Origin of the sequence: Polynucleobacter sp. Adler-ghost (assembly GCF_018688495.1) — a bacterium.
GTDB lineage: Bacteria > Pseudomonadota > Gammaproteobacteria > Burkholderiales > Burkholderiaceae > Polynucleobacter.
The window spans coordinates 454100-475296 of sequence record NZ_CP061320.1 but is presented as its reverse complement, the minus strand read 5'-3'; the positions used below and the strand labels follow the sequence as shown (position 1 = coordinate 475296).

The following is a 21197-nucleotide window of genomic DNA, read 5'->3' as shown; positions in this document are numbered from 1 at the left end:
AAGGTTAGAAGTAATTAGCAATCAATAGACTCTCTTCGGAGAGTCTATTGGGCAGGATGAGAAAAAAAATTCCTGCCCAATAGACTCATCAAGATTCAACACTAAGGAATACAGCATGTTAGACACCAACATCAAAACCCAACTCAAAGCCTATTTTGAAAAAATAGAGAGCCCCATTGTTCTTGAGGCCACTTTAGATGACAGCACTCAATCAGCTCAGATGTTGGAACTACTGAATGAGGTTGCCGAGCAATCTACCAAGATTACTGTAAAGACCTCAGGTGGCAGTAAAAATATTCCTAGCTTTACCGTAGGCAAAGTAGATGAAGTTGCTCGTATTGCATTCTCTGGTCTACCAATGGGTCATGAGATGACTTCTTTCATTTTGGCTATTTTGCAAGCTAGTGGTTATCCACCAAAGGTTCAGCAAGACGTGATTGAGAGCATCAAAGGCCTAGAAGGTAAGAAGCGCTTTCAGACTTTCATCTCTTTGTCATGCCACAACTGCCCAGACGTAGTGCAAGCCCTGAACCTCATGGCAGCACTGAATCCAAACATCGAACATGAAATGATTGATGGCGCACTCTTTCAGGGTTTGGTGGATCAATACCAAATCATGGCAGTACCTACAGTCATTCTGAACGGCGAAGTCTTTGGTCAAGGCCGCATGAGCGTGGAAGAAATTGCCGCTAAATTGGATACCAATACCTCAGCACGTGATGCTGAAAAATTAAGTGCCAAAGCCGCCTACGACTCTCTGATCATTGGTGGCGGTCCAGCAGGTGCTTCGGCTGCAATTTATTCTGCCCGTAAGGGAATCAGGACTGGTATTGTGGCTCAACGCTTTGGCGGGCAAGTTGCTGATACCGTAGGTATTGAAAACTTCATCTCCGTTAAAGAAACTGAAGGCCCTAAATTAGTCACAGCTCTTGAGCAGCACGTCAAAGAGTATGAGGTGGATGTGATGAATCTACAAACCGCTAAGAGCTTAAGCAAGACTGGTGATGAAATTACGATTACCTTAGAAAATGGTGGCGTACTGAAAAGTAAAACAGTCATCCTGAGTACGGGCGCACGCTGGCGCGAAATGAATGTACCAGGCGAGCAAGAGTACCGCGGTAAAGGCGTTGCTTACTGTCCTCACTGTGACGGCCCTTTATACAAAGGTAAACGTGTCGCAGTGATTGGCGGTGGTAATTCTGGAGTAGAAGCCGCTATTGATTTGGCGGGCATTGTGAGTCATGTCACCCTAGTTGAGTTTGATACTAAGTTGCGTGCCGATGCCGTACTGCAGAAAAAAATGTTCAGCATGCCCAACGTGACGGTAATTACCAATGCCTTAAGTAAGGAAGTGTTCGGTGCTGACGGTAAGGTAACTACCTTGCGCTATGAAGATCGCGCTAATCATCAGATGCATGATGTGGCACTGGAAGGAATCTTCGTTCAGATTGGATTATTACCCAATACGGATTGGCTCAAAGGGGTGATTGATTTATCTCCTCGCGGAGAAGTGATCATTGATCAAAAGGGAGAAACTTCGATGCCTGGTGTATTTGCAGCCGGTGACTGCACCACTGTTCCCTATAAGCAAATTATTATCGCCATGGGTGAAGGGGCAAAGGCTTCACTCTCAGCATTTGATTATTTAATTCGCTCATAAACATCCAACTCACTCAGATCTCAATCAGGTCTGAGTGAGTTCTGAGTGCCAGTATCTAGTTTTCGGCAGCTACCTGTGCCTCAGCAAACCTCATTTCTAAAGCGAGGCGCTTAAAAGCCGCTTGATCTGGATATTGTTTTGCCAAATAATAAATGAGCTCCCGATCAGTTTTGCCAAACTGATGATCCTTCAGCATCGTTCTTAATGCCCAAATCAATTGCAAGGAGGCGCGCTCATCCAATAAAATACTTGCCTTATCTTCTGCGCTCTCATCCAAATCTTGTAGATTAATTTCTTTAGCAAAGGACAATAGCTTTTGCGGCATCTCCCACTTGACAACATTGTGAGCCCAATACAAAAATCGTTTTAAGTCGACCCGCATGTTCTGAGCGGAAAAGTTTTGCATCCAGGCATGCTCGATCAATAAATCTAGCTTAAGCTTGAAATCAGAAAAGAGACCTTCAAAATTTTCCCGATCGAAATGGAGCTCTCCAGCGGAATCTCTTCTTGGAAATTTAATTTGGCGAGGGTTTAATCCAAGCACTAAAGCAGCTGCTTGCCATGTATAAACATATTGCTTAGCAATCCAATGATCCCAATCCAATTCAGTCATAAATTTCACTTCATTTAATAACAATAAGAGCATAGCTTACTACGCCTGAGATATTAAATATTGACAAGCGGTGAGGACTAGGTCAGATAAGTTCCCAATAAGCTAACTCACTTGTAACTAAGTAGGCTCTTTATTTGCAAAATAGAGTCCTGAGGACTCGTAAAGACTCTACGTAAGGGTCTTTCTTACTATGGACTTAGTTCTTTGAGGCTCTGGATGCTTCAGAAGCTTCAGAAGCATATTTTTCAGCGATAAGGGAAAAATGTTTTTTGGCGTCAGAGTCCATCGCAACATCCTCAAATTTATGGGGGCCTGATGTTGGCTTAGCCTCATAGGTAAAAAGGTATAAACCAGCTACTATGACTAATAGGGCAAAGCTAACTGGGGCGATATATGTCCTCAAGGGCTTTTCCAGCTCAGAGTATCTTGAGAATATTGGCCTGAAGTGGATGAATCACATTGGGCAATATTTCCGTGGGATTGAATGATCTTGCAATCTGCTCCTGCCAAAGCAAGCGATCCCTAACCAAGTCATCGATTTCTAATTTAATAAATGTTGCTGAGACTGCTGATAAATCACTCTTCGCTTGGAACTGGTTCATGACCTTATCTCCTTATAAAAGCGTCAACTTGATAGCTCCATCCTAGACGCTCTCGCAAGCAAAATAAAGTGATTTGCACAAGTCAAAGTGATTTTCTCGCCTAATGAAATCCTTTTGCAAGTAATTGATTTATATCTATTTTATTGATGGGAATAAAGCTGATTGTCATCCCCACAATACTCTGCAAGTAGATAAATGAGTAACTTCATTGGCCTATCAAAAGATTCTCAAAAATAGGTAAGGAAAGCATTAGAACTTGTTGATAAATATAGAATTTTATCGTTCTGGGCTCTTCAATATAAATAAAAGTAGTGCAAGCGGGCTTACTTATACCCAAATAGTCTGCGTGAAAACGTATATCAAAATCAAGGGTCTACCTCTTAGACGTTAATCATTTCCCAACTACCTTTTAATTTCACATGAAAGGCATCGGTATAGCGATAAAACTCAATTTCATTAAAGCGTCCATCGGCATTCAAGAGATGGTTAAACAAAGCAGAGATATTCCACGGCTCCCAATCAAAGCCAGGTTTTTCGGCCCATACCTTAGTACCCTTTTCTTGCTTAACAAACTGACTCATAAAGCCAATCATCGTGGCAACATCTTCGCCATAGGTCACGACTGCGCGCAAATATTTAGGCTCGTCTAAAAACTTCATTTGTATAACTAGATAGGGCAAAGCAAAGGCTAAACATTTGTGTCTTCGCGAGTTGCGAAAATAAACCTGTTTGGTAACTGACCACGGCTGATCTGAGTTACTCAATGAAAAATCAAAAACCCAAGAAGTATTATAAAAAAAGATGCATTGACGACCAGCTATTTCATTAATGACTTTTTGTAGAGGAGTAGTCTCGCGTAGTAATCGTAAGTGCTCTATAGGATGAAGCTTATCTTCTTTTTTAGATGCTGAATTATCAATATCACTCACTCTTGCCTCTTAAATTGCTCAAAGATGAATGGCGATTTATCACCTACGTCTCTACCAACACGATAGACATAATTCTGATCGTAAATAAAGAAATATTTTCGTAGAAATGGATCGGCCAATACAATCTTTTTAAAATTACCTTGGCCAAGGTTATTCACCAGGGCTGCAGTCTTCTGAGAGTCAATTGTAGGGGTTTCAGGCGAAGCTTGCTGAGCCTGCATTCTTGTCAATAACTCAGCCTTATTGGTTGACCCCTCATAAAAAGCTGGGCAGCACTTTACAACGCCCTTTGGACGAACTCCAACCCATAAAAACTCATCGTTGCCATACTTCACCGCAGTAGAAGTAATCGACAGCTTTTGAGTGCTGCCCTCTGATGCCCATACCCCAAGCCAGCGCTCATTGATAGCTACAGTTTGAGCAGTCAGTTCGGCAGGAACTGCATCACTACTAGGGGCTTCTGCACTAGCGTTAGGGTTACTAGAATTGGCCTCTACAGGACTCTGAACTTCTGGGGCTTTAGAAACCTCAACAATCTCAGTACTAACTATATTTTGAGAAAGGGCGTAAAACATACCACCTAGAATAATTAAATACAGCAAGGAACCTATCATCATGGTGATAGGCAATGGATTTCTAGATTCTTGCCCGACCGTGAGTGAAGCATTCTCAGGCGATTCGGTGTTAGCAACCTTTGCTAATTCAGAACTAGTTTCAGGGAAACTATCCTTTAAGGAATCCAAAGTAGGGGCTTTATAGCTAGGATGTTGTGGTGGGCACTCTAGTCCATGTGCATAGGATAAAGCCTCTTCCAGACTTGCAAAGACTGTATCGCGGCAAACCAATTGATTTAAGACCGCATTTCTTTCTATCTTGTACTTATTAACCAAATACAAGCGGTATGCGCTGGATTGTAAATCTTTAGGTCCAGATAATCTTGCGCTACTTTTCTGGGGCATGGGAAAAAAAATCCCCGCAACTAAAAAGGCGAGGCCCACCAGTAATTTAAATTGCACTGGATTTTGTATTTGACTCAGGAAAAATTGCAGCAATCCTTCGCCATCCAATCCAATAACTTGACTTTGGGCTGCAGAGAATAACAAGGTAAGACCGCACAAAGCTGCAATCACCTTCATAGCAATTTGCAAGTAGCGAGAATATATTGGATTGTCGGACACTAAAATTCCTTAATAAATGCAAAGAGAATAAATATTGGACTCAAGGACTCCAAAAAATTTCTACCAGCTAATCTATTTGGTTACTCGCTGTATGATCAAACGAATACTATTATGCCCAAGCCGAAAGCTCTAAAGCAAAGCTAAGATATACGCTTAGGAGGAGTGGTATCCGCATCCTGCTGTTGTCCAGACTCCTCCTTTGGGCTAGCCGAGGAATCTGGCTCCTTAGCAGCCTGTTTTGGAGCCTCTACGACCTCTTCCATTCTGACAAAAGTATCTGTTGTGCCAAAGTTATCGACCCAGTGGAAGACTTCCAAAAACTGTTCTTTGGGCATAAAACGCAAAGCAGAGTCATCATAATTTTTATACTCAACATAGCTCACGCCTAACTCATTGGGAGTATAGAGTCGCTTTACAGCAACTCGACGCCCATGCTCATCTTCAAATACATCGTTTCTGTAGGGATCTTTCACGTCTGTCATGAGTTCAATTACCACCCCTTCTCAAGAAAGAGGGCACCAAGCTTCCCTTTTTCGAGCGATATTCTGTTGAGCCTTCATTTTTTAGCTCCGGCACAGGTAGAGTGTTTGCAATGCCGCCGTAAAAATTGAGGCCACGTGCTCTTTCACGATAATCATCTAGGACACTCACTTTTTTCACGATCGCACGATTTAAAGAGTTGCCACTGATCGAAATTGACTTTCTAACAATGTTGCGTTCAATGATTTTTTTAGAAATATACTTTCCAAAAGAAGAAAAATTCGCTGCAATTTTTTGATCAGGGCAAACACATAAAAAATCCTCATACACGTAACTGTCAATTTCTGGTGTTCGATAGACAGGCGGTGTGATGTGACAATTCATGAGAAAGTCTAAGTTAGTAAAAGTTGCATGAGAAGAGTAGCCCTCTTCCACTTTACTAGGAACGACCAAGATAAATTGTTTGTTTACTGCCAGACGAGACATGCACTGTTGCGCATATTTCAGAATAAAAATTTCAGTACTCGCCATTTCAAATTTAGAGTTCGAGCTGGGCACTAAAACCATATCAAAATCTAAGATAAATTGTTCAGACATAGCCGGCGTCCAAGTGAGATCACAAATACAGACCTCAACTCCAGATGAATACTTGCGAACACCCGAGCGAGCGCTAAGAAGAGCTGCCCCACTACTTTCATAATTGACGTCAAGGCAATGGACTTGGACGCCGATATCCGGCGCTTTCTTAGCCCAGCGAGAGGATGATGCCTGAGGATCCATATCAATCAAGGACACTTTGATGTTTTCTTGTATCGCGAGGTAGGCTGCTAGATTAACGGCAATCGTGCTCTTACCAACACCACCCTTTTGGTTGGTCACTAGAATTTTGATTGTGCCATTGGTATACATGTTAATTACTCTTTTTTTGCCAACAATGCCAGCTCCCTAATTATCATCATCGTTGATAATTTTAGAAAGTAATCCACTCAAACGTGCACCTTGTTCGATGCCAATTTGAGCATAAATAATATCTCCATGGACATCTGCGCCACTGTGCAATTCCACTCTTTCGGTTGCAAGCACATTGCCCTCTACTCGACCGGCAACCAACACTCGCACCCCAGAAATATTGCCTTGCACTAAACCCGTTTTACCAAGCGCAATACAAACATCTGCGCCCGCTTTCGTTTTAATATCGCCAACTATCGTGCCATCGATTCTTAGGGACTTTGTTGCTAATAAACTACCAGTAATTTCTAAATCAGATCCAATAATTGAGCCGAAGGTTTCTTTAGACGGATCAAGCAGGCGTATTACGGTATTTTGTTTCAAAGCAATATTAGTTGCAGGTTAGTTTTTATTAAATTTGCCGCTAATCTTGCCACCACGTTGAATATGAATATATTTGTAATTGATATTCCCACTCACATGAGCAAGTGGACCAACATTCAAGTCATCGCAGTTGACGTCTCCCTTCAAGTCACCCTTAATTACTAGGTTTTCAGTATTGAGTTCACCATCAACTTGGCCAGTCGAGTCAATCAAGATAGATTTAGCGGTAACCTTGCCGCGTACAGTCCCAGAAATATTCAATACACCATCAGAAACTATCGTACCTTCAAAGGTAAAGCCCTCACTCAGAATCGATGGCTTACTGTTGATGGAAGAGCGAACTGGTACTTCACTGCGAAGATTTTGCTCGACTGGTTCAGAGTCAATCTCTTCAGGCACATTTGACTGAGAAAAGTTATCAGGCTGCTCTTGCATATCTTGCTCTGGGTTATTTTGTGAAGTGGTGTTTTTTGAAAAGATAGACATCGTCGTATGTTCTGCTTAAGATGATTAGGAATGGGGATTGAGATTATGTAATTCACCATGCAAATGGCCACCTTTTTCAATCTCAATTTCAGAATAATTAATGGAACCACTAACCTTACCAGTGGAACGAATAATCAGACTACGGGTTGAAGAAATATACTCATTCACTTCACCACGAATATCGACCGACTCACCAGACAATTTGCCACGTACGACGCCTGTTGCCTCTATGATGACTTGTTTTGCAGTAATCTCACCTTCGACAACTCCTGAGATGGAGGCGATATCCGGAACCTCAAAATTCCCTTTGAGAACTACGCCTTCACCTACAAATAGGCAACCTTGTTGATTTGCTTCAGCCATGCTTAACACTCCTTGGGGGCAGTACTTCTATTATTGGTATAAATTGCAACGATTTTATCAGTTGAAACTCCCTGTAAGGGCTTAAACGCACTATATATGAACAATTTAAATATTTCACGCACCAAAATCTACCCTCTTTTTATGACCAAAAAATGGCTCTTGATGGCATTAACGGCTTTTTTACTAAACCCGCTTAATGCCAGCTATGCTGGGTGGAGCTTTATCTCCTCTGATGCACTGGGAAATCACTACTATTACGATGACAGTAAAACTGTCAGGGAAACCCAGTCAGAGCAAGTGAGCACCTGGCTATTAACAAGCTATTCTCAAGCTCTTTCCGGCCCCAATGGAGAGCCCACCCTTTCTGTCATTCAGGATTTATCCTACTTTTGCCGGACTGGCTACGAGAGCTATAAGCAGTTTTATATTGGTTATTACGCAGGTTCGGGGGGTTCTGGCACCAGTTTGGGCGCTGAAAATACCCCGGACTCTCCCTGGGAACGCGTCATTCCTGAAACGATGAGTGATGTCTTATTTCAGTTTTTTTGTAAACCAAGTCAACCCAACAAGGACCAAAGCAGCAAGTAGCCGCTGGAACTAATTACGGCTTCACTTCTGGAGTGGCGTCTGGCTTATTTTCAGCAGCGTTAGCAGGTTTGGAGAAGTAGCTCATTGGGTAGGTAGTTTCTGCTCCAAATGGCCCCCGAATCCAGATTTGATCGTTATATCTCACGTAGCAACTACGGCTCACGCTACCTGTAGCGCTGACACTGTAGGAAAAAAACCAATTAGGCTCAATCCTACCCGTTTCGGAGGTACAAGGCTCGGCGGTAATGTACAAAATGTCGCCATGGGCTGGCATTTGGCCAATGATTGCCCCTTGAGCAATTTGGTTACCCAATAGACAAATGCTAGCTAACAGTATTTTAAAAATGGTACGTAACAGATTCATAAGGAGCGAGAAAGAGGGTCGCTTTAAAGTAAATTCATTGGTATTATAGATCACCTTGCAGACAAGCTACGTAATTTTCTTGAAAAAAATCAAACACTTATAGAATATCCATGCAATTATTTTGGGTTTCAGGGTCGACTGGCTCGATCAAACAAATCAATATCACCCAAAAGAGTGTTTTACGCTTGTTGGCTATTGTTGGCTGTACGTTTTGTGCTTTTGGGATTTTGATTTTTTATACCGGCATTACCATCGCATTTGAAGTCAACCCTGAGCTAGCTAAAGAAGTTACCGGGATAGTGACGCCTGAAGAGCGCTCAAGACTAGACGGTATGTATCTTCGAGAGCTGGCTTCTTTCCAAGAGCGTCTAAAGGAGGCTAGCGCTACCTTTAATGAACTCAAAGCCAGTAAAGACCGCTACCTTGCCATCTCTACCCCGAGCACTATCAAAGAGAAGCTCTTAGATCCCGCACACCTTGGTGGCCCTCTCAAGCCGGTGAACTTTCAGTTTGATCCCACCAAAGCTTTAGTAGATAACCTAGAGGATCTTACTAATAAGTCCAATCAAATTCTGGATATCGCCACCAAGCTAGAGCCTGAATGGCAAAAGCAATATAGCTGGCTCAGAGCCTTACCCATTGGCCCGCCAATTGATGCCAGGCTGGGCATGACCAGCAACTTTGGTGTCCGCATAGATCCCATTACTCAGCAATTGGCGCAGCACTCTGGCATTGACTTTATTACTCCAACTGGCACCCCTATCGTAGCGTCAGGTGATGGCACGGTGGTTAAGTCAGCCTTTGATCCAGCGTACGGCAACTTTATTGAAATTGCCCACAACGAGGGCTTTATTTCTAAGTATGCTCACAACAGCAAACTATTGGTCAAAGTTGGACAACTAGTAAAGCGTGGTCAAGTGATTGCACAATCGGGCTCTACCGGAAGATCGACTGGCCCGCATCTTCACTATGAGATTCACCAAAATAATACTTACCTCAATCCAGCCAAGATTTTGGTCTACGCCCCGCCATCGAAATACTGGTAATTCACAGCAAATTTTTTGCATTAAAACTGCATAGATAGATTGGCTAGACAGACAGCCAATTAAGCTCTAAATATTTTTAGGCGTACAAGGTAGTAAATCGAGTTTTTACGAAATCTGTTGATACATCAGTTAACGCTGCTATTTGGTAAGCGGACAACATTTTTGCTCTAGTCGAACCTAGTCCATTAACTTGGCTGAGAGTCATTCCCGCCATTGCATTAGTTGTAATCGCGGCAAACTCTTCATTGGTGAATGTATTTACGTCTGCACTTGAAAGACTGGTAAGTTGCGTTGCGCTGAGCATGGCGATCTGCTCTCTATTAAGCGCTCCTGCATTTGCAGTAGAGAGGGCTCCTAATTGCGTAGTCGTTAAACCCGAAATAGCTGTTGTCGCAATCGCGGCCATTGCCTCTGGAGTAAGGCCATTTAATGCAGTAGTGGACAAGCCGCCAACTTGAGTCGAACTAAGCTTAGCAACCTGCTCACCAGTCAGTGCACCTGCATTGGTAGCAGAAAGGGCTCCTAATTGCGTAGTCGTCAAACCCGAAATAGCCGTAGGTGTAATTGCTGCCATTGCTGCTGTAGTTAGCAGATTTAAGGCGGTGGTAGTTAGCTGAGCAACTTGACTAGAGGACATTGCACCGATACTAAGAGTATCTAAATACGGAGCCTGCGTATCCGTTACGCCATGCATTGCTGCTGCCGTAATCGCCGTTCCTGACTCTTGGATTAATGTATTTAAGGCGGCGTAGTTGAGCTGTCCAATTTGAGTAGAGCTTAGCTGGGCAACTTGACCGTCTGTGAGGTTCTCAGCGGAGTTAGTCGTGAGTCCACCTAGTTGTGTACTTGTTAAGCCAGAAATAGCTAATGTTGAAATTCCTGCCATAGCATCAGGGCTTAGGGAGTTTAAATTCGTTAAATCGCCAATTTGACTTGAAGTCAGATAGCCTACTTGCTGATTAGTCAATTCCGCAGTGTTGGTTGTAGTAAGTGCATTGAGTTGCGCAGTCGTTAAACCTGTAATCGCTGAGGTTGAAATCGCCGGTAGCGCTGTTGGGCTCAAGGCATTTAAAGCAGTAGTCGATAGACCACCAACTTGAGTAGAGTTCAGGGTAGCAACTTGTTCGGGGGTCAATGCTGCAGCATTGGCAGAAGAGAGAACTCCTAATTGTCCAGTCGTTAACCCTGAAATGGCTGAGGTTGAAATCGCAGCCATTGCATTGGGAGTGAGTCCATTTAATGCGGTAGTGGAGAAGGCGCCAATTTGAGTTGAGTTAAGTTGAGACACTTGAGTGCCAACCAAGGCCCCTGCATTGCCAGCAGATAAGTGACTGGCTTGATCCGTAGTTAGACCTGTGATTGCGCTGGGAGTAATGGCTGCCATTGCGCCCGTTGCTCCAGTAGTTAGACTATTTAATGTGGCATAAGGCAAAGCACCAATTTGACTGTAATTGAATTGGCTCACTTGGTCGGCGGTTAAAGCCGCTGCATTCGTAGTGGATAAACCAGCTAATTGCGCACTACTCAACCCCCTAATTGCTCCAGCTGGAATACTCGCAATCGCGCTGGTGCTCATCACATTGAGATCGGCAAAAGGCAGTTTACTAATTTGCACATAGCTCAATTTTGCTACTTGATCAGCAGTGAAGACCGTGGCTTTAGCAGTCGTTAAATTCGTGAGTTGGCTAGTATTTAAACCTTGGATTGCGTTGGGATCTATTGAAGCAAAGGCGGTAGTGGTTAAAGAATTTAAATCTGCGCTGCTCATGGCATTGATTTGCTGATAAGAAAGCGCGGCAACTTTGGCATCAGATAATCCAGCCGCCTGTGCAGTAGTCAGGCGGGCTATGGAACTTGGGGTAATGGCTGCTATTGCTGTTGTACTGAATGAATTTAATCCTGTAGGAGTAAAAGCAGCGATTTGAGTGGAATTAATTTGAGCTACTTGAGCGCTGACCAAGGCACCAGCATTGGTATCAGATAAAGCAGCCAGCTGTGTAGTAGTAAGCCCACGAATTGCCGTTGGTGTGATCGCTGCCATCGCTGCTGTACTCAACACGTTCAAAGCATCATTGTTGAGCGCGCCAATTTGAGTTGAATTAAGCTGGGCTACTTGATTCGCAGTTAGAACCCTAGCATTGGCGGTTGATAAAGCAGTCATTTGCGCAGTATTTAATCCTTGAATTGCGCTCGGCTCAATGGCCGCAAAGGCGGTGGTACTTAAGGCATTCAGATTGGTTGTAGTGAAGGCATTGATTTGTCGAGCAGACAGTGAGGACGCATTCGCGGCAGACATACTCGTTGCTTGAGTAGAACTCATACCAGCTATCGCAGATAAAGAGATGGCCGCAATGGCATCATCTCCCATAGAATTTAGATTGACTAAGGCGGCAACTTGATCTGAACTGAGCTGAGCCACTTGAGGCCCTGTTAAGGCAGCAGCATTGGTAGTCGATAAGGCGGTTAGTTGAGTTGTACTTAAGCCGCGGATAGCAGTTGTGGAAATCGCCGACATTGCCGCTGGAGTTAGTCCATTTAAGGCTGCTGTCGATAAAGCTCCAATTTGTACAGCATTAAGCTGAGCCAACTGGTCACTCGTTAACGCTCCAGCATTGGTTGCTAATAAGCCCGTCAATTGCGCAGCAGTAAAGCCTTTGATTGCCCCTGTCGGAATACTCGCAATCGCGTTTGTACTCATTGCATTAATAGCATCGACAGACAATTTACTCACTTGCGTGGAGTTTAATTTAGCAGCTTGGGTAGTTGTTAGGGCGGTAGCATTCGTCGTCACTAAACTAGTGAGATGAGTGGAATTGAAACCTTGAACTGCATTTGCATCGATACCAGCAAAGGCTAGGGCTGTGAAGCCATTAATACCGCCACTAGTCATGGCATTAATTTGTCGATAAGACAGGGCTGCCGTATTAGCGGCAGAGATTCCAGCGGCTTGTGTGCCAGTAATGCCTGCCATCGCTTTAGTTTGAATTGCTGCAAAATCAGTAGGACTAAATGCATTTAAAGCGGCAGGAGCTAAGGCGCCAATTTGATCAGCGTTCAACTGGGCCACTTGAGCACTGGTTAAAGCGCCAGCATTGGTCGTCGATAAGGCGGCCATTTGCGTGGTCGTTAAACCGCGAATGGCAGTTGTCGAAATGGCAGCGATTGCGGTTGTCGTTAACCCATTTAAAGCGGCGGTGGATAAGGATCCAATTTGAGCTGCATTTAGCTGAGCCACTTGCGAACTTGTCATTGCAGTAGCATTAGTAGCCAATAAACCAGCCAATTGCGTTGTGGTAAATCCTCTGGCGGCAGTTTTGGTAATGGCCGCCATTGCGGCTGGAGTTAAAGCATTAATGTCGTCTGCTGACAACTTACCAATTTGGGCGGAGTTTAATTTCGAAATTTGGGTGGCGGTAAAAGCCCCTGCATTGGCAGTTGATAAACCCGTCAGTTGACTGGTAGTCATACCGGTAATTGAAAAAGGATCGATTGCCGCAAAGGTCTCTGGCGTTAAGGCGTTCAAATCGGCACTCTCAAAGGCGTGGATTTGAATCGCCTTAAAAGGGGCGATCTGAGCCGGGCTGATTAACGCAGCCTGGTCGGTTGTTAGCTGCCTAATCTCCAGCGTGCTGCGCTTAGAGACGTGACTGCTATCCCACAAATTAACTCCGTTAGAAGTTATCGATAAAGTCACTTTTTGCCCAAAAATTATAGTTTTATTGAACTTATTACGGCTAAAGTGACGCTTTCATTTACCCCTTAAATGACTAAAAACCGCAAAATTTGATATAAAAAACGTGATTTGACGCAGATGACCGCTAACAGGAGCTTTTGGGCAGTGAGATAGGTGGTCACCCCTCCCAAAGCAGGATAAGAACGCCTTTAATCTGGGGTAAATTGCCACTTTGTGTAAATTTGCTGCTAATCCTACAATAGGCTAATCATGAAGCATGTATACAAATACCTCCTCAGCGCTCTGGCAGTCTTAGGCTTAGCGCTATTCATTGATCAGGGGATCTGCAATCAGTGGGTTTATCACGATTACGCGGCGGGTATGGATCGCAAACTTTCTTGCTTTTGGAGGCGTTAATCAGCTTCAGCCTGCCTTTGGGAAGCGTCCGTTAACCATGACAGTGAAAAATGCCGCCGCGATTTTGGCGCACCTGCATCAAGCCCAGGTGGATTTGGGGGTAAAGCATGTAGAGAGTCATGATGCCCAAATTGCTAAGGAAATCCTAGATCGCCTCTACAGCTTTGAAGACTTGGTCTTTCTTACAGATCTAGATATGCAAAGCCTGCTCCACAAGATTTCGGATAAAAGCCTCGTGATTTGTTTAAAAAAGGTGAGCAAACCTTTGGGTATCAAGATCTTGAGTGCCATGACCAAGGCCAGAGCCAGGAGCATTGGGGAAGACTTACAAAATAGCGAGAAGCTGAAAAGCCCAGAAATTGATGCAGTGCAGTTAGAGGTATTGAAAGTGGCCTACGAGCTGCACCAAACTCAAAAGATTACCCTACGCAAAACGGCTTTAGACGAAAAGTATCTCTAATGAATCGATCTGACTTAAAGCGGCTTAATGATGCACGCCGGCTTCTTCCATTGCCTTCTGATGGGCTTTGCGCTGAGCAATTTTTTCGGTCGCTTTTTCAATTTCATGATTGTGCAACAAAACCTCATGCAAACTGCGATAGAGAAACTCTAGAGCAACGGCAATGACCAGCAACACGGTAAAGGTAAGCCATTTATCATGAACCAGACAAATATCTGCCACCGTTAAAGCCACAAGGGCTTTAAAACGGATGAAAGTAGTTTCAGGAAAATGAGGTAAATGCATACTCATGATTTTTGGAAGCTTTGTAATTTCTAGAAGGGAAAAAATAACAGAAAAAAGTTATAAACAAAAGTTGCGCTGCACAAAAATAGAGCAACCCTAAACACGCCTTATCTCAATGCACCAATAAGGGTATACGGCTTTAACTCCAATTGCTGTTAGTGATTGGCGAGCTCATAATGGCATTAATAATCCTTATAAATAGTAGGGATTTATAAATAGCCATATGCTGGGTCCTAATGCATAGCACCCACTAACTATTGTTCGCTATCGAGCAGTATTTTGCTACCCTGAAGATCAATTAACTTGACCAATCCGGGCTGTAATAATTCGCTCAAATCAAATGGCAAAGTCTTTTGCACGCTGATCTGCTGCGCATGCTCAGCAAGACCATTTAAGGTCACCTTTTTTATTATTGGTAGTGCAATCACAACCTTATTACCTGCTTTTGGGACCCTCAAGGTGTAGACCTCATGAAAGACTTCCTGATAAGTGCGAAGCATGGGTTTATAGAGGGGATTGGCAGTGACAGTGCTCCACATATTGGTAATGATGGCGCCAGATGCATTGAGAGCATTTTTCATGGCCAACAAAAACTCTTTGGTTGCCAGGTGTTTTGGTATTCCTGCTGCTGTAAAAGCATCTAAAAAAATCAGGTCATAAGGCTTTTGAACATTTTCAACAAAGGTTCGACCATCTTGTGCATGAGAGATCAAAGAACGATTCTCCGCAAAATTAAAATATTGCTTTGCTAAAGCAATAATTTGCGGATCAATATCAACAACATCGATGTGCACGCTTGGATAGTGTTTGTGCAAAAACATGGGTATTGAGCCACCCCCTACCCCAATTACCAAAATGCGATCTATATGCTCAGTAAACGCCAGACCGATCGTCGCCGATTTTATATATGGCAATCCTAAGTAATTAAGGTCGCCTGGTTTGACTACGCTTTGACGTGGCCCATTTTTTCCAAAGCGTAGTGTGCGGATACCATCACGATCTTGCGTTACTCTTGCGAGCCCACAGAGTGTTTGGCCTTCATACAACAAACCTTCTTTTGCCGTCGTTGACTTTAAACCAGCAGAAATTACTGAAGATAAAACGGTCTTGATATTGCTCAGCATAGTCAATCAACAATCACTCTAGCGTCAAAATCCATTTTGAATACCAAAACCAGGTGGGGCAATTAAATGAGGGCTATCTCAAGTCATATTTGCATTAATTAGCAATTATCAAACAACGGTGAACGTTTTTACTTTTGAATTTTGCGTCGCACCGGTACCAGCAAAATAGGTCTTAATATTTGCCCAGGAATCGGATACATTAATTGATGCAACTTTTGATTTACTGCTTACGGTAGCAATATCACTGATCGATATTGCATTTGCAGTAATTTGATTGAGCTTTGTATTATTCATAATCGTATCGCTAATTCCATTAATATTCGTGAGAGTGTCAGCTACGTCAATTGATGTGATCTTACTGTTACTGAGATAATTATTAGTACCAGATAAGGAGGCTGTACCAACAGCAGTTAAAGAAAAACTCGTTACTCTTGAGTAAGAAACTAATGAAGCATTAGCGCCCAGTTTGAAATTCGCTTCTGTATCAGACACAGTAATACCTGTGACCTTAGGATTGGATTTGAGTGTTAGAACATTAGCAAGGCTTGCTCCTGTTGCATAGATGTTCTTAATCAGATTATTGCTTCTCAGATTGGTTAATGTCGAAGCGCTTCCCAGCAAATTTGCTGAGGTGTCTGTCACTGTTACAGAACTTAACTTGTTTCTATAAGAGGGAGCTAATGCTGCATACTGCGCACTAATAGTACTTACGTCAGTAACTGCTGCATTTGTGATCTTCAGACCTAATAAACTGGTACTACTAAGCATTGTGGATAGATCAGCCGATGCTAAATTTGTATAAGTATCCTGAACGCTGTATTTAAGAACAGCGGTATCATTTTTTACTGTGTTGTAGTCAGCATATGGGACTGTACTCAAAATAAAAGTGTTCTGACCAGTTAATTTGATTTTTAAAGCAGTGTATTGTGCGCTAGACATATTCAATACTGCTTTTTTCAGTAATGTGCCATCACTAACAGCAACGGATGATAGATTGCTGATGTTAGATCCAATTACTGAGCTTGCTGACGCCAAATCTTTGTTCAGATTAGACGCTGTATCCGAAACTGAGACAGCAATGCTGTTACCAGAAACTGCCGATAAAATTGACGCAAGCGCTGTAGTTGTCGGTATTGCAGATAATTTGAGGCCTGAAATTTTTCCAGATGTCCATGATGTGATTGCATCACCCAAGGCTGTGTGATTTGTCGAAGTGGTTTGCGCTAAGTTGGCGCCTATATCTGTAATACCAATTGCTGTGAACTTATTCTTTAAAGAATTTAATGTTGTTAAATTTGCAATTGATGCATTCGTTCCTACGATAGATGTAACCTTGCTACCCAATGCGGTGATGGTGTCAGAATTTCTGATAATGTCGGTAGCACTTCCGGTAATGCTAAGACTAATATTTGATTTAATGGAATCGGGCAAAGCGTTAATAATTGCCAAATTTGCCGAGGTCATTTCAGTAGCAGACATGGCCAATGGAACTGAATTTACGCTACCGCTAATACTAAAGCTGACTTTTGATTTGATTGCATCTGGCAAAGCGTAGATTGTTTGGAGATTGGCAGTGGTCACATCTGCAGCAGCCAAAGATATTACGACTGAAGATACCTTGCTTGCGATAGTGCTTCCAATCAGAGTCTTTGCAGCGCTTGCAGAAATATTTGCTAATGTATCTGAAACAGTAATCGAGTTTGAGGCAACCCTACTATTAGCATTAATTGCAGTTGAGTTTGTATTCAGATTGGCGATGTTATCGTTAATACTAATACTGGCTTTTGATTTAATTGCATCTGGCAATGCATTGATAGTTGCCAGATTTTCAGTAGTTAAATCTGCGGCACCCATGGATATTGCTACTGAAGATACCTTAGCTGCTAGCGTTGTTCCAACTAGGGTTTTTGCAGCATCAGCATTAATGTTTGTTAAGGTATCAAAGACGGTAATGGAGCTTGAGGCAATCTTGCTACTGCCATTAATTGCAGTTGCGTTTGTAGTCAGGTTTGCAATGCTTTCTTTTAAGGAAATTGACTTTACGTCACCATCGCTTATCAAAGTACTTAGAGCATTAGCATTTCCAGAGAAATTGGTTACTGCAACCCCCTTATTATCATTAGCTCTTATTAGCGTCTCTATAGCTTGTTCATTTGTATTTGAGCTATAAACGCTATATGCCACTGATACTGGACCAGCATCACTTACAGTGATTGCATTAATCTTTGTATACACAGCATCAAGACTCTTGAAATTATTACCGCCGATTCCTGCAGCAGTGTCTGCAACATTCAATTTTGCAGAAGCTAACTTCAGAATGACATCTTTATAAGATGTCACCTTGGAGCCTGTCAACGATAAATTATCGTTACCCGAGAGCGTGATGGTAGAAATTCTTGCGCTATTTGCTTCAAGTTCAGACAATACGGTGTCAGACAGGTCGCCTGCAGCGCCTGTCACAGCTACGTTACCTTGATTGGCAAGGGCAGTTACTAGGGTGCTGTACCCGGTACCCCCTACTGTATACAACGCCGTCATTGAATTATCCTATTGGCACCTACATAGTGCCTACAGTCAATTTACGGCTAAAAATGGCTTATTCATTAGGAGATATCGACTTATTTAGTAATGCATTTAAAGATCCATCCCTTCTTTTTAGACCTCGATACCCTGCCCCAAGAGTTTTTACTGTTTGGGTGACATTTAGATCTAAATAAGTTAGTGATTACTAATTCAGTTCGTTGTAAAGTAGATAAAGATATGTATATCAGTATCTCGATTTTCAAGGAATCAATATGGCTGCTATCAACACTTCGATCTCTTACCAGTCTCAATTCGCTTCCGCTGGAGCATCTTTAAGCGATATGCGCACTAAAGGTGGTGCCCAGTCACAAATGGAAGAAATGAAAGGGGTAGAACTTAAACCCACTAACTTTAAATTCCAAGTTCAGAAAACGGAGCCGCTTGGCGACCTTGGACGGCATGTGAATTTTAGGGCGTAAGCTTAATCGTTTTCGAGTGTCAGTTGAACAATATTTCAGAAAGCAAAAAAAACTCGTGATCTTTATAAAAAGATCACGAGTTCTTTACTTAAGCAATCTTAGTTATCCAATCAACTTTAACTTAGCTCTATCCACAGGATTTCCGATTGCATTCAACAGATTTTTAATTACATTTCTCTGAGTTGAGTCAGAAATACTTTGTGTTGTTAATGACTTGAGCTTTGACTGACCTAACGCAATGCGTAAATAATCAGGATGGGCAATAGGATCAAGATCACTGTAAGAAGCATTTGTTATTGCATAGGTTGAAACATTAACATCATCTTGTAGTGTAGTTGGATTACCGCTATCAAAGCTTGCGGACGAGATAGTAAATGAATAGTTCTTATTTGTGGTTTTTCCAGCTGGATTATCTACACCATTAGCGAATATTGATTTCAAAGCTGTATAGAAGGTCTGAGACATGGAGAATCCCTTTTTCCCCATCGCAGTTCCATCTGTAACTACAATTTCAGTTAGTGGATTGTTTCCAGAGACTGTTTTGTTGTCATATATAGCCTGAAGGTTATTTTGAATATCAACTGCCTTAGCTGAATATGTAACATTTGCGTTGGCGTTAGTCCTTAAAACTTTAGAAGTAATGCTTTGTAAATCTGTAGACGTAATAGCACCAGATCCTTTTATAGTCACCCTACTAATCGACCCAGTACCATCTTTATAAGAAGTGACTGCTTTCATAGAATTTTCCAAGGCGCTTCTTGAAAATGTGAGGGTACCAGCTCCAGATTGGGCAGTTATTGCTTTCCAAGGTTTGGCAAGGTATCCAGCAGCCTCACTAGTAGAAACGTCCAATGCAACAGCGTCAGCCTTATTGTCATATAGTACGAATCTACCAGCATCTAACTTACCAACATAGTATACGTTTCCACTAGTTAATCCTGTAGCAGCTTTTGTTCCAGTAGTAGCAAAAGTAACTGCGTCACCACTCGCATAGCCATGAGTATTCAAAGCTATGATACCCGTAGAATCAGAAGCGGCTCCTGAAGTTACAGTTCCTGTTTTTGTCTCACCATTAGCTTGCAATTTAGACAATGTATCAGCAACTTCTACAGAGCTAACTATGTTAGACAAAGCTCTAGTATTTGAACCTTGATTAGTAGAAGTTAAGGATGTCAAAGTGGTAAATTGATCTAACTGTGCTAATGATGCGGCCTTTACTTGAACATTATCTAAGGTCGTGACTCTTAAAGGTGAATTACCTACCTGACTTGAATAAGTAGCACCAACGGCTGTAGAAGTAGCGCCTGTATTAAGAAGCCCCGCTGTAGAACTTGTAGTAACAGCGTTTAAATAACTGTCATAGAGCGCAAATGAGTTGTCAGATAGCTTTCTAGCGTAGGCAAGTTGACCATCTGCTAAGGCTAAACGACCGCTACCAGAGGCTACATCGCCACCGTTATATGCTACAGCGTCACCGGTATTAAATCCAACAAGTGATGTTGAGGTAAGAACACCGGCACTCTGAGAAAGCCCAGTAGCAGTCACCTGTGTTGATGGAGCATTTATATTTGTATTGTTGAACTTATTAATGAGAGCTAGGCCGCTTGTAGTAAGTAAATTATCAGCTGTATCTTTCAATGCTACTGTAGATTTAGACTTAGTGAATACATCACTAGCTGCCACGGTCCCTGTATTTACGATTCCAGTTGTATAGTTAGTATCATTTGCATGTGCTTGTGTGTCATAAAGCGCAAAAGTACCAGAGCTTAAAGATCTGGCATAGTAAGTGGTGCCTGCAGCAACAGCGCCGCGAGTTGTGTTAGCCTGTACTGCATCACCAGTATTCAAGCCGTGAGCAGTTGCATTTACAACAGTCGAACTACTACCGGCGATGGCAGTGACTGAGCTTCCAGCTGATTTCAAAAGCTTATCACCCAATATAGCGAGCTGATCAACATTTAATTGAAGTTCCTGACCAGCAGAAACTGTAATCGAACCAACCTTAGATATATTTTTAAGCAGAGATGAAATATTATTTTGGATATCTGTAGCAGAACCGGAAACATTGAATGTTTTTCCAGACAATACTTCCATTGCCCCTAAATTAACGGCTGTACTAAGTTTAGCCACGTCAATAGTTGGAGCAGCTGAGATATTTAATGATTTGAATTTTGTATATACTGAATCTAATGAATTGAAATTGGCAGAAACTTCTGTATTCGTCTCAACACCAGCATTTTGCAAAACTAGACTTCTTGTGCCAAGCTTTAGAAGTGCTGCTTTATTTTGGGTAACCTCAGCGGCCGTAACAACAATATCGCTTGTTGCCTTAATAGACCCAATTCCATCAGCTTTTGCGGTTAGTTGACCAAGTGCGGCATAGAGATCAGTTCCAGCGCCTGTAATAGAGAGCTTTTGATTGCCTCTCATTGAATAAGCCAACGCTATATCATCAAACGTTCTTGAACCGGCACCGATTTTAATTGCTAAGTTACCCATGTCGCACTCCTATTAAATTAGTTACTTATCTTCTTTTACGGATAATTAATCGGGGCTGATTAGTAAAGATATATAAAATATATATATATATAATTT

The 21197-nt window shown here is 42.4% G+C and carries 21 protein-coding genes; 6 read left to right on the top strand and 15 right to left on the bottom strand.

The window, feature by feature from the left end; genetic code table 11:
- Positions 1 to 115 precede the first annotated feature (115 nt).
- On the top strand, positions 116 to 1660 hold the full coding sequence (ahpF, locus tag ICV89_RS02555) for an alkyl hydroperoxide reductase subunit F (RefSeq protein ID WP_215309408.1): 1545 nt from the start codon (positions 116 to 118) through the stop codon (positions 1658 to 1660).
- A 55-nt stretch (positions 1661 to 1715) separates the two neighbouring features.
- Here ahpF and ICV89_RS02550 read toward each other — a convergent pair whose 3' ends face one another.
- From ICV89_RS02550 to ICV89_RS02510, 9 genes are all read right to left on the bottom strand, one after another.
- Positions 1716 to 2306 (bottom strand): hypothetical protein, encoded by a 591-nt coding sequence (locus ICV89_RS02550; RefSeq protein WP_215309406.1) that lies wholly within the window; start codon positions 2304 to 2306, stop codon positions 1716 to 1718.
- Between the two features lie 383 nt (positions 2307 to 2689).
- Positions 2690 to 2875, bottom strand: a complete 186-nt coding sequence (locus ICV89_RS02545) for a hypothetical protein (protein ID WP_215309404.1) — start codon at positions 2873 to 2875, stop codon at positions 2690 to 2692.
- 380 nt (positions 2876 to 3255) lie between these two features.
- Entirely contained in the window at positions 3256 to 3534 is a 279-nt protein-coding gene (locus tag ICV89_RS02540; protein WP_215309403.1) for a hypothetical protein, read from the bottom strand.
- A gap of 266 nt (positions 3535 to 3800) precedes the next feature.
- Positions 3801 to 4982: a hypothetical protein gene (locus ICV89_RS02535; RefSeq protein WP_215309401.1), complete on the bottom strand. Its 1182-nt coding sequence runs from the start codon at positions 4980 to 4982 to the stop codon at positions 3801 to 3803.
- 140 nt (positions 4983 to 5122) lie between these two features.
- The gene (locus ICV89_RS02530) at positions 5123 to 5464 is read right to left on the bottom strand and encodes a hypothetical protein (protein ID WP_215309400.1); all 342 of its coding nucleotides are present in this window, start codon (positions 5462 to 5464) and stop codon (positions 5123 to 5125) included.
- 4 nt (positions 5465 to 5468) lie between these two features.
- Positions 5469 to 6341, bottom strand: a complete 873-nt coding sequence (locus tag ICV89_RS02525; protein WP_305848865.1) for a ParA family protein — start codon at positions 6339 to 6341, stop codon at positions 5469 to 5471.
- A gap of 66 nt (positions 6342 to 6407) precedes the next feature.
- Positions 6408 to 6794 (bottom strand): polymer-forming cytoskeletal protein, encoded by a 387-nt coding sequence (locus ICV89_RS02520; RefSeq protein ID WP_215309397.1) that lies wholly within the window; start codon positions 6792 to 6794, stop codon positions 6408 to 6410.
- Between the two features lie 18 nt (positions 6795 to 6812).
- Entirely contained in the window at positions 6813 to 7280 is a 468-nt protein-coding gene (locus tag ICV89_RS02515; RefSeq protein WP_215309395.1) for a polymer-forming cytoskeletal protein, read from the bottom strand.
- A 24-nt stretch (positions 7281 to 7304) separates the two neighbouring features.
- Positions 7305 to 7643: a polymer-forming cytoskeletal protein gene (locus tag ICV89_RS02510; protein ID WP_215306033.1), complete on the bottom strand. Its 339-nt coding sequence runs from the start codon at positions 7641 to 7643 to the stop codon at positions 7305 to 7307.
- Between the two features lie 141 nt (positions 7644 to 7784).
- On the opposite strand from ICV89_RS02510, the gene ICV89_RS02505 reads away from it, so the two are divergent.
- Positions 7785 to 8231 carry a surface-adhesin E family protein gene (locus tag ICV89_RS02505; RefSeq protein WP_215309393.1) on the top strand — a complete coding sequence of 149 codons (447 nt, stop codon included), beginning with the start codon at positions 7785 to 7787 and terminating at the stop codon, positions 8229 to 8231.
- Positions 8232 to 8244: 13 nt separating this feature from the next.
- Here the strand turns inward: ICV89_RS02505 and ICV89_RS02500 are convergent, their stop codons facing one another.
- A complete protein-coding gene (locus ICV89_RS02500) occupies positions 8245 to 8595 on the bottom strand; it encodes a hypothetical protein (protein ID WP_215309391.1) in 351 nt (116 codons plus the stop codon).
- A gap of 110 nt (positions 8596 to 8705) precedes the next feature.
- Here ICV89_RS02500 and ICV89_RS02495 point away from each other — a divergent pair, with 110 nt between their 5' ends.
- On the top strand, positions 8706 to 9641 hold the full coding sequence (locus tag ICV89_RS02495; RefSeq protein ID WP_215309389.1) for a M23 family metallopeptidase: 936 nt from the start codon (positions 8706 to 8708) through the stop codon (positions 9639 to 9641).
- Positions 9642 to 9717: 76 nt separating this feature from the next.
- Here ICV89_RS02495 and ICV89_RS02490 read toward each other — a convergent pair whose 3' ends face one another.
- Complete coding sequence (locus ICV89_RS02490) at positions 9718 to 13335, bottom strand: hypothetical protein (RefSeq protein ID WP_215309387.1); 3618 nt, start codon at positions 13333 to 13335, stop codon at positions 9718 to 9720.
- A gap of 249 nt (positions 13336 to 13584) precedes the next feature.
- On the opposite strand from ICV89_RS02490, the gene ICV89_RS02485 reads away from it, so the two are divergent.
- Positions 13585 to 13731 (top strand): hypothetical protein, encoded by a 147-nt coding sequence (locus ICV89_RS02485; RefSeq protein WP_215309385.1) that lies wholly within the window; start codon positions 13585 to 13587, stop codon positions 13729 to 13731.
- A gap of 37 nt (positions 13732 to 13768) precedes the next feature.
- Positions 13769 to 14191: a FliG C-terminal domain-containing protein gene (locus ICV89_RS02480; protein ID WP_215309383.1), complete on the top strand. Its 423-nt coding sequence runs from the start codon at positions 13769 to 13771 to the stop codon at positions 14189 to 14191.
- A 24-nt stretch (positions 14192 to 14215) separates the two neighbouring features.
- On the opposite strand, the gene ICV89_RS02475 is transcribed toward ICV89_RS02480, so the two are convergent.
- The 3 genes from ICV89_RS02475 to ICV89_RS02465 all read right to left on the bottom strand — a co-directional run bounded on the left by ICV89_RS02475 (position 14216) and on the right by ICV89_RS02465 (position 18138).
- Positions 14216 to 14482 carry a hypothetical protein gene (locus ICV89_RS02475; RefSeq protein WP_215309382.1) on the bottom strand — a complete coding sequence of 89 codons (267 nt, stop codon included), beginning with the start codon at positions 14480 to 14482 and terminating at the stop codon, positions 14216 to 14218.
- Between the two features lie 248 nt (positions 14483 to 14730).
- Positions 14731 to 15600 carry a spermidine synthase gene (locus ICV89_RS02470; RefSeq protein WP_215309380.1) on the bottom strand — a complete coding sequence of 290 codons (870 nt, stop codon included), beginning with the start codon at positions 15598 to 15600 and terminating at the stop codon, positions 14731 to 14733.
- Positions 15601 to 15708: 108 nt separating this feature from the next.
- Positions 15709 to 18138 (bottom strand): hypothetical protein, encoded by a 2430-nt coding sequence (locus ICV89_RS02465; RefSeq protein ID WP_215309378.1) that lies wholly within the window; start codon positions 18136 to 18138, stop codon positions 15709 to 15711.
- A 257-nt stretch (positions 18139 to 18395) separates the two neighbouring features.
- Between ICV89_RS02465 and ICV89_RS02460 the strand changes: the two genes are divergently transcribed.
- Entirely contained in the window at positions 18396 to 18602 is a 207-nt protein-coding gene (locus tag ICV89_RS02460) for a hypothetical protein (RefSeq protein ID WP_215309377.1), read from the top strand.
- 102 nt (positions 18603 to 18704) lie between these two features.
- Here the strand turns inward: ICV89_RS02460 and ICV89_RS02455 are convergent, their stop codons facing one another.
- Positions 18705 to 21101, bottom strand: a complete 2397-nt coding sequence (locus tag ICV89_RS02455; RefSeq protein WP_215309375.1) for a hypothetical protein — start codon at positions 21099 to 21101, stop codon at positions 18705 to 18707.
- Between the last annotated feature and the right edge of the window lie 96 nt (positions 21102 to 21197).

Coding starts and splice junctions, on each gene's coding strand:
- ICV89_RS02460 (WP_215309377.1), top strand. CDS start 18,396: ATGGCTGCTATCAACACTTCGATCTCTTACCAGTCTCAATTCGCTTCC.
- ICV89_RS02465 (WP_215309378.1), bottom strand. CDS start 18,138: ATGACGGCGTTGTATACAGTAGGGGGTACCGGGTACAGCACCCTAGTA.
- ICV89_RS02540 (WP_215309403.1), bottom strand. CDS start 3,534: ATGAAGTTTTTAGACGAGCCTAAATATTTGCGCGCAGTCGTGACCTAT.
- ICV89_RS02545 (WP_215309404.1), bottom strand. CDS start 2,875: ATGAACCAGTTCCAAGCGAAGAGTGATTTATCAGCAGTCTCAGCAACA.
- ICV89_RS02550 (WP_215309406.1), bottom strand. CDS start 2,306: ATGCTCTTATTGTTATTAAATGAAGTGAAATTTATGACTGAATTGGAT.
- ahpF (WP_215309408.1), top strand. CDS start 116: ATGTTAGACACCAACATCAAAACCCAACTCAAAGCCTATTTTGAAAAA.
- ICV89_RS02530 (WP_215309400.1), bottom strand. CDS start 5,464: ATGACAGACGTGAAAGATCCCTACAGAAACGATGTATTTGAAGATGAG.
- ICV89_RS02475 (WP_215309382.1), bottom strand. CDS start 14,482: ATGAGTATGCATTTACCTCATTTTCCTGAAACTACTTTCATCCGTTTT.
- ICV89_RS02515 (WP_215309395.1), bottom strand. CDS start 7,280: ATGTCTATCTTTTCAAAAAACACCACTTCACAAAATAACCCAGAGCAA.
- ICV89_RS02510 (WP_215306033.1), bottom strand. CDS start 7,643: ATGGCTGAAGCAAATCAACAAGGTTGCCTATTTGTAGGTGAAGGCGTA.
- ICV89_RS02470 (WP_215309380.1), bottom strand. CDS start 15,600: ATGCTGAGCAATATCAAGACCGTTTTATCTTCAGTAATTTCTGCTGGT.
- ICV89_RS02495 (WP_215309389.1), top strand. CDS start 8,706: ATGCAATTATTTTGGGTTTCAGGGTCGACTGGCTCGATCAAACAAATC.
- ICV89_RS02480 (WP_215309383.1), top strand. CDS start 13,769: ATGACAGTGAAAAATGCCGCCGCGATTTTGGCGCACCTGCATCAAGCC.
- ICV89_RS02505 (WP_215309393.1), top strand. CDS start 7,785: ATGACCAAAAAATGGCTCTTGATGGCATTAACGGCTTTTTTACTAAAC.
- ICV89_RS02500 (WP_215309391.1), bottom strand. CDS start 8,595: ATGAATCTGTTACGTACCATTTTTAAAATACTGTTAGCTAGCATTTGT.
- ICV89_RS02485 (WP_215309385.1), top strand. CDS start 13,585: ATGAAGCATGTATACAAATACCTCCTCAGCGCTCTGGCAGTCTTAGGC.
- ICV89_RS02455 (WP_215309375.1), bottom strand. CDS start 21,101: ATGGGTAACTTAGCAATTAAAATCGGTGCCGGTTCAAGAACGTTTGAT.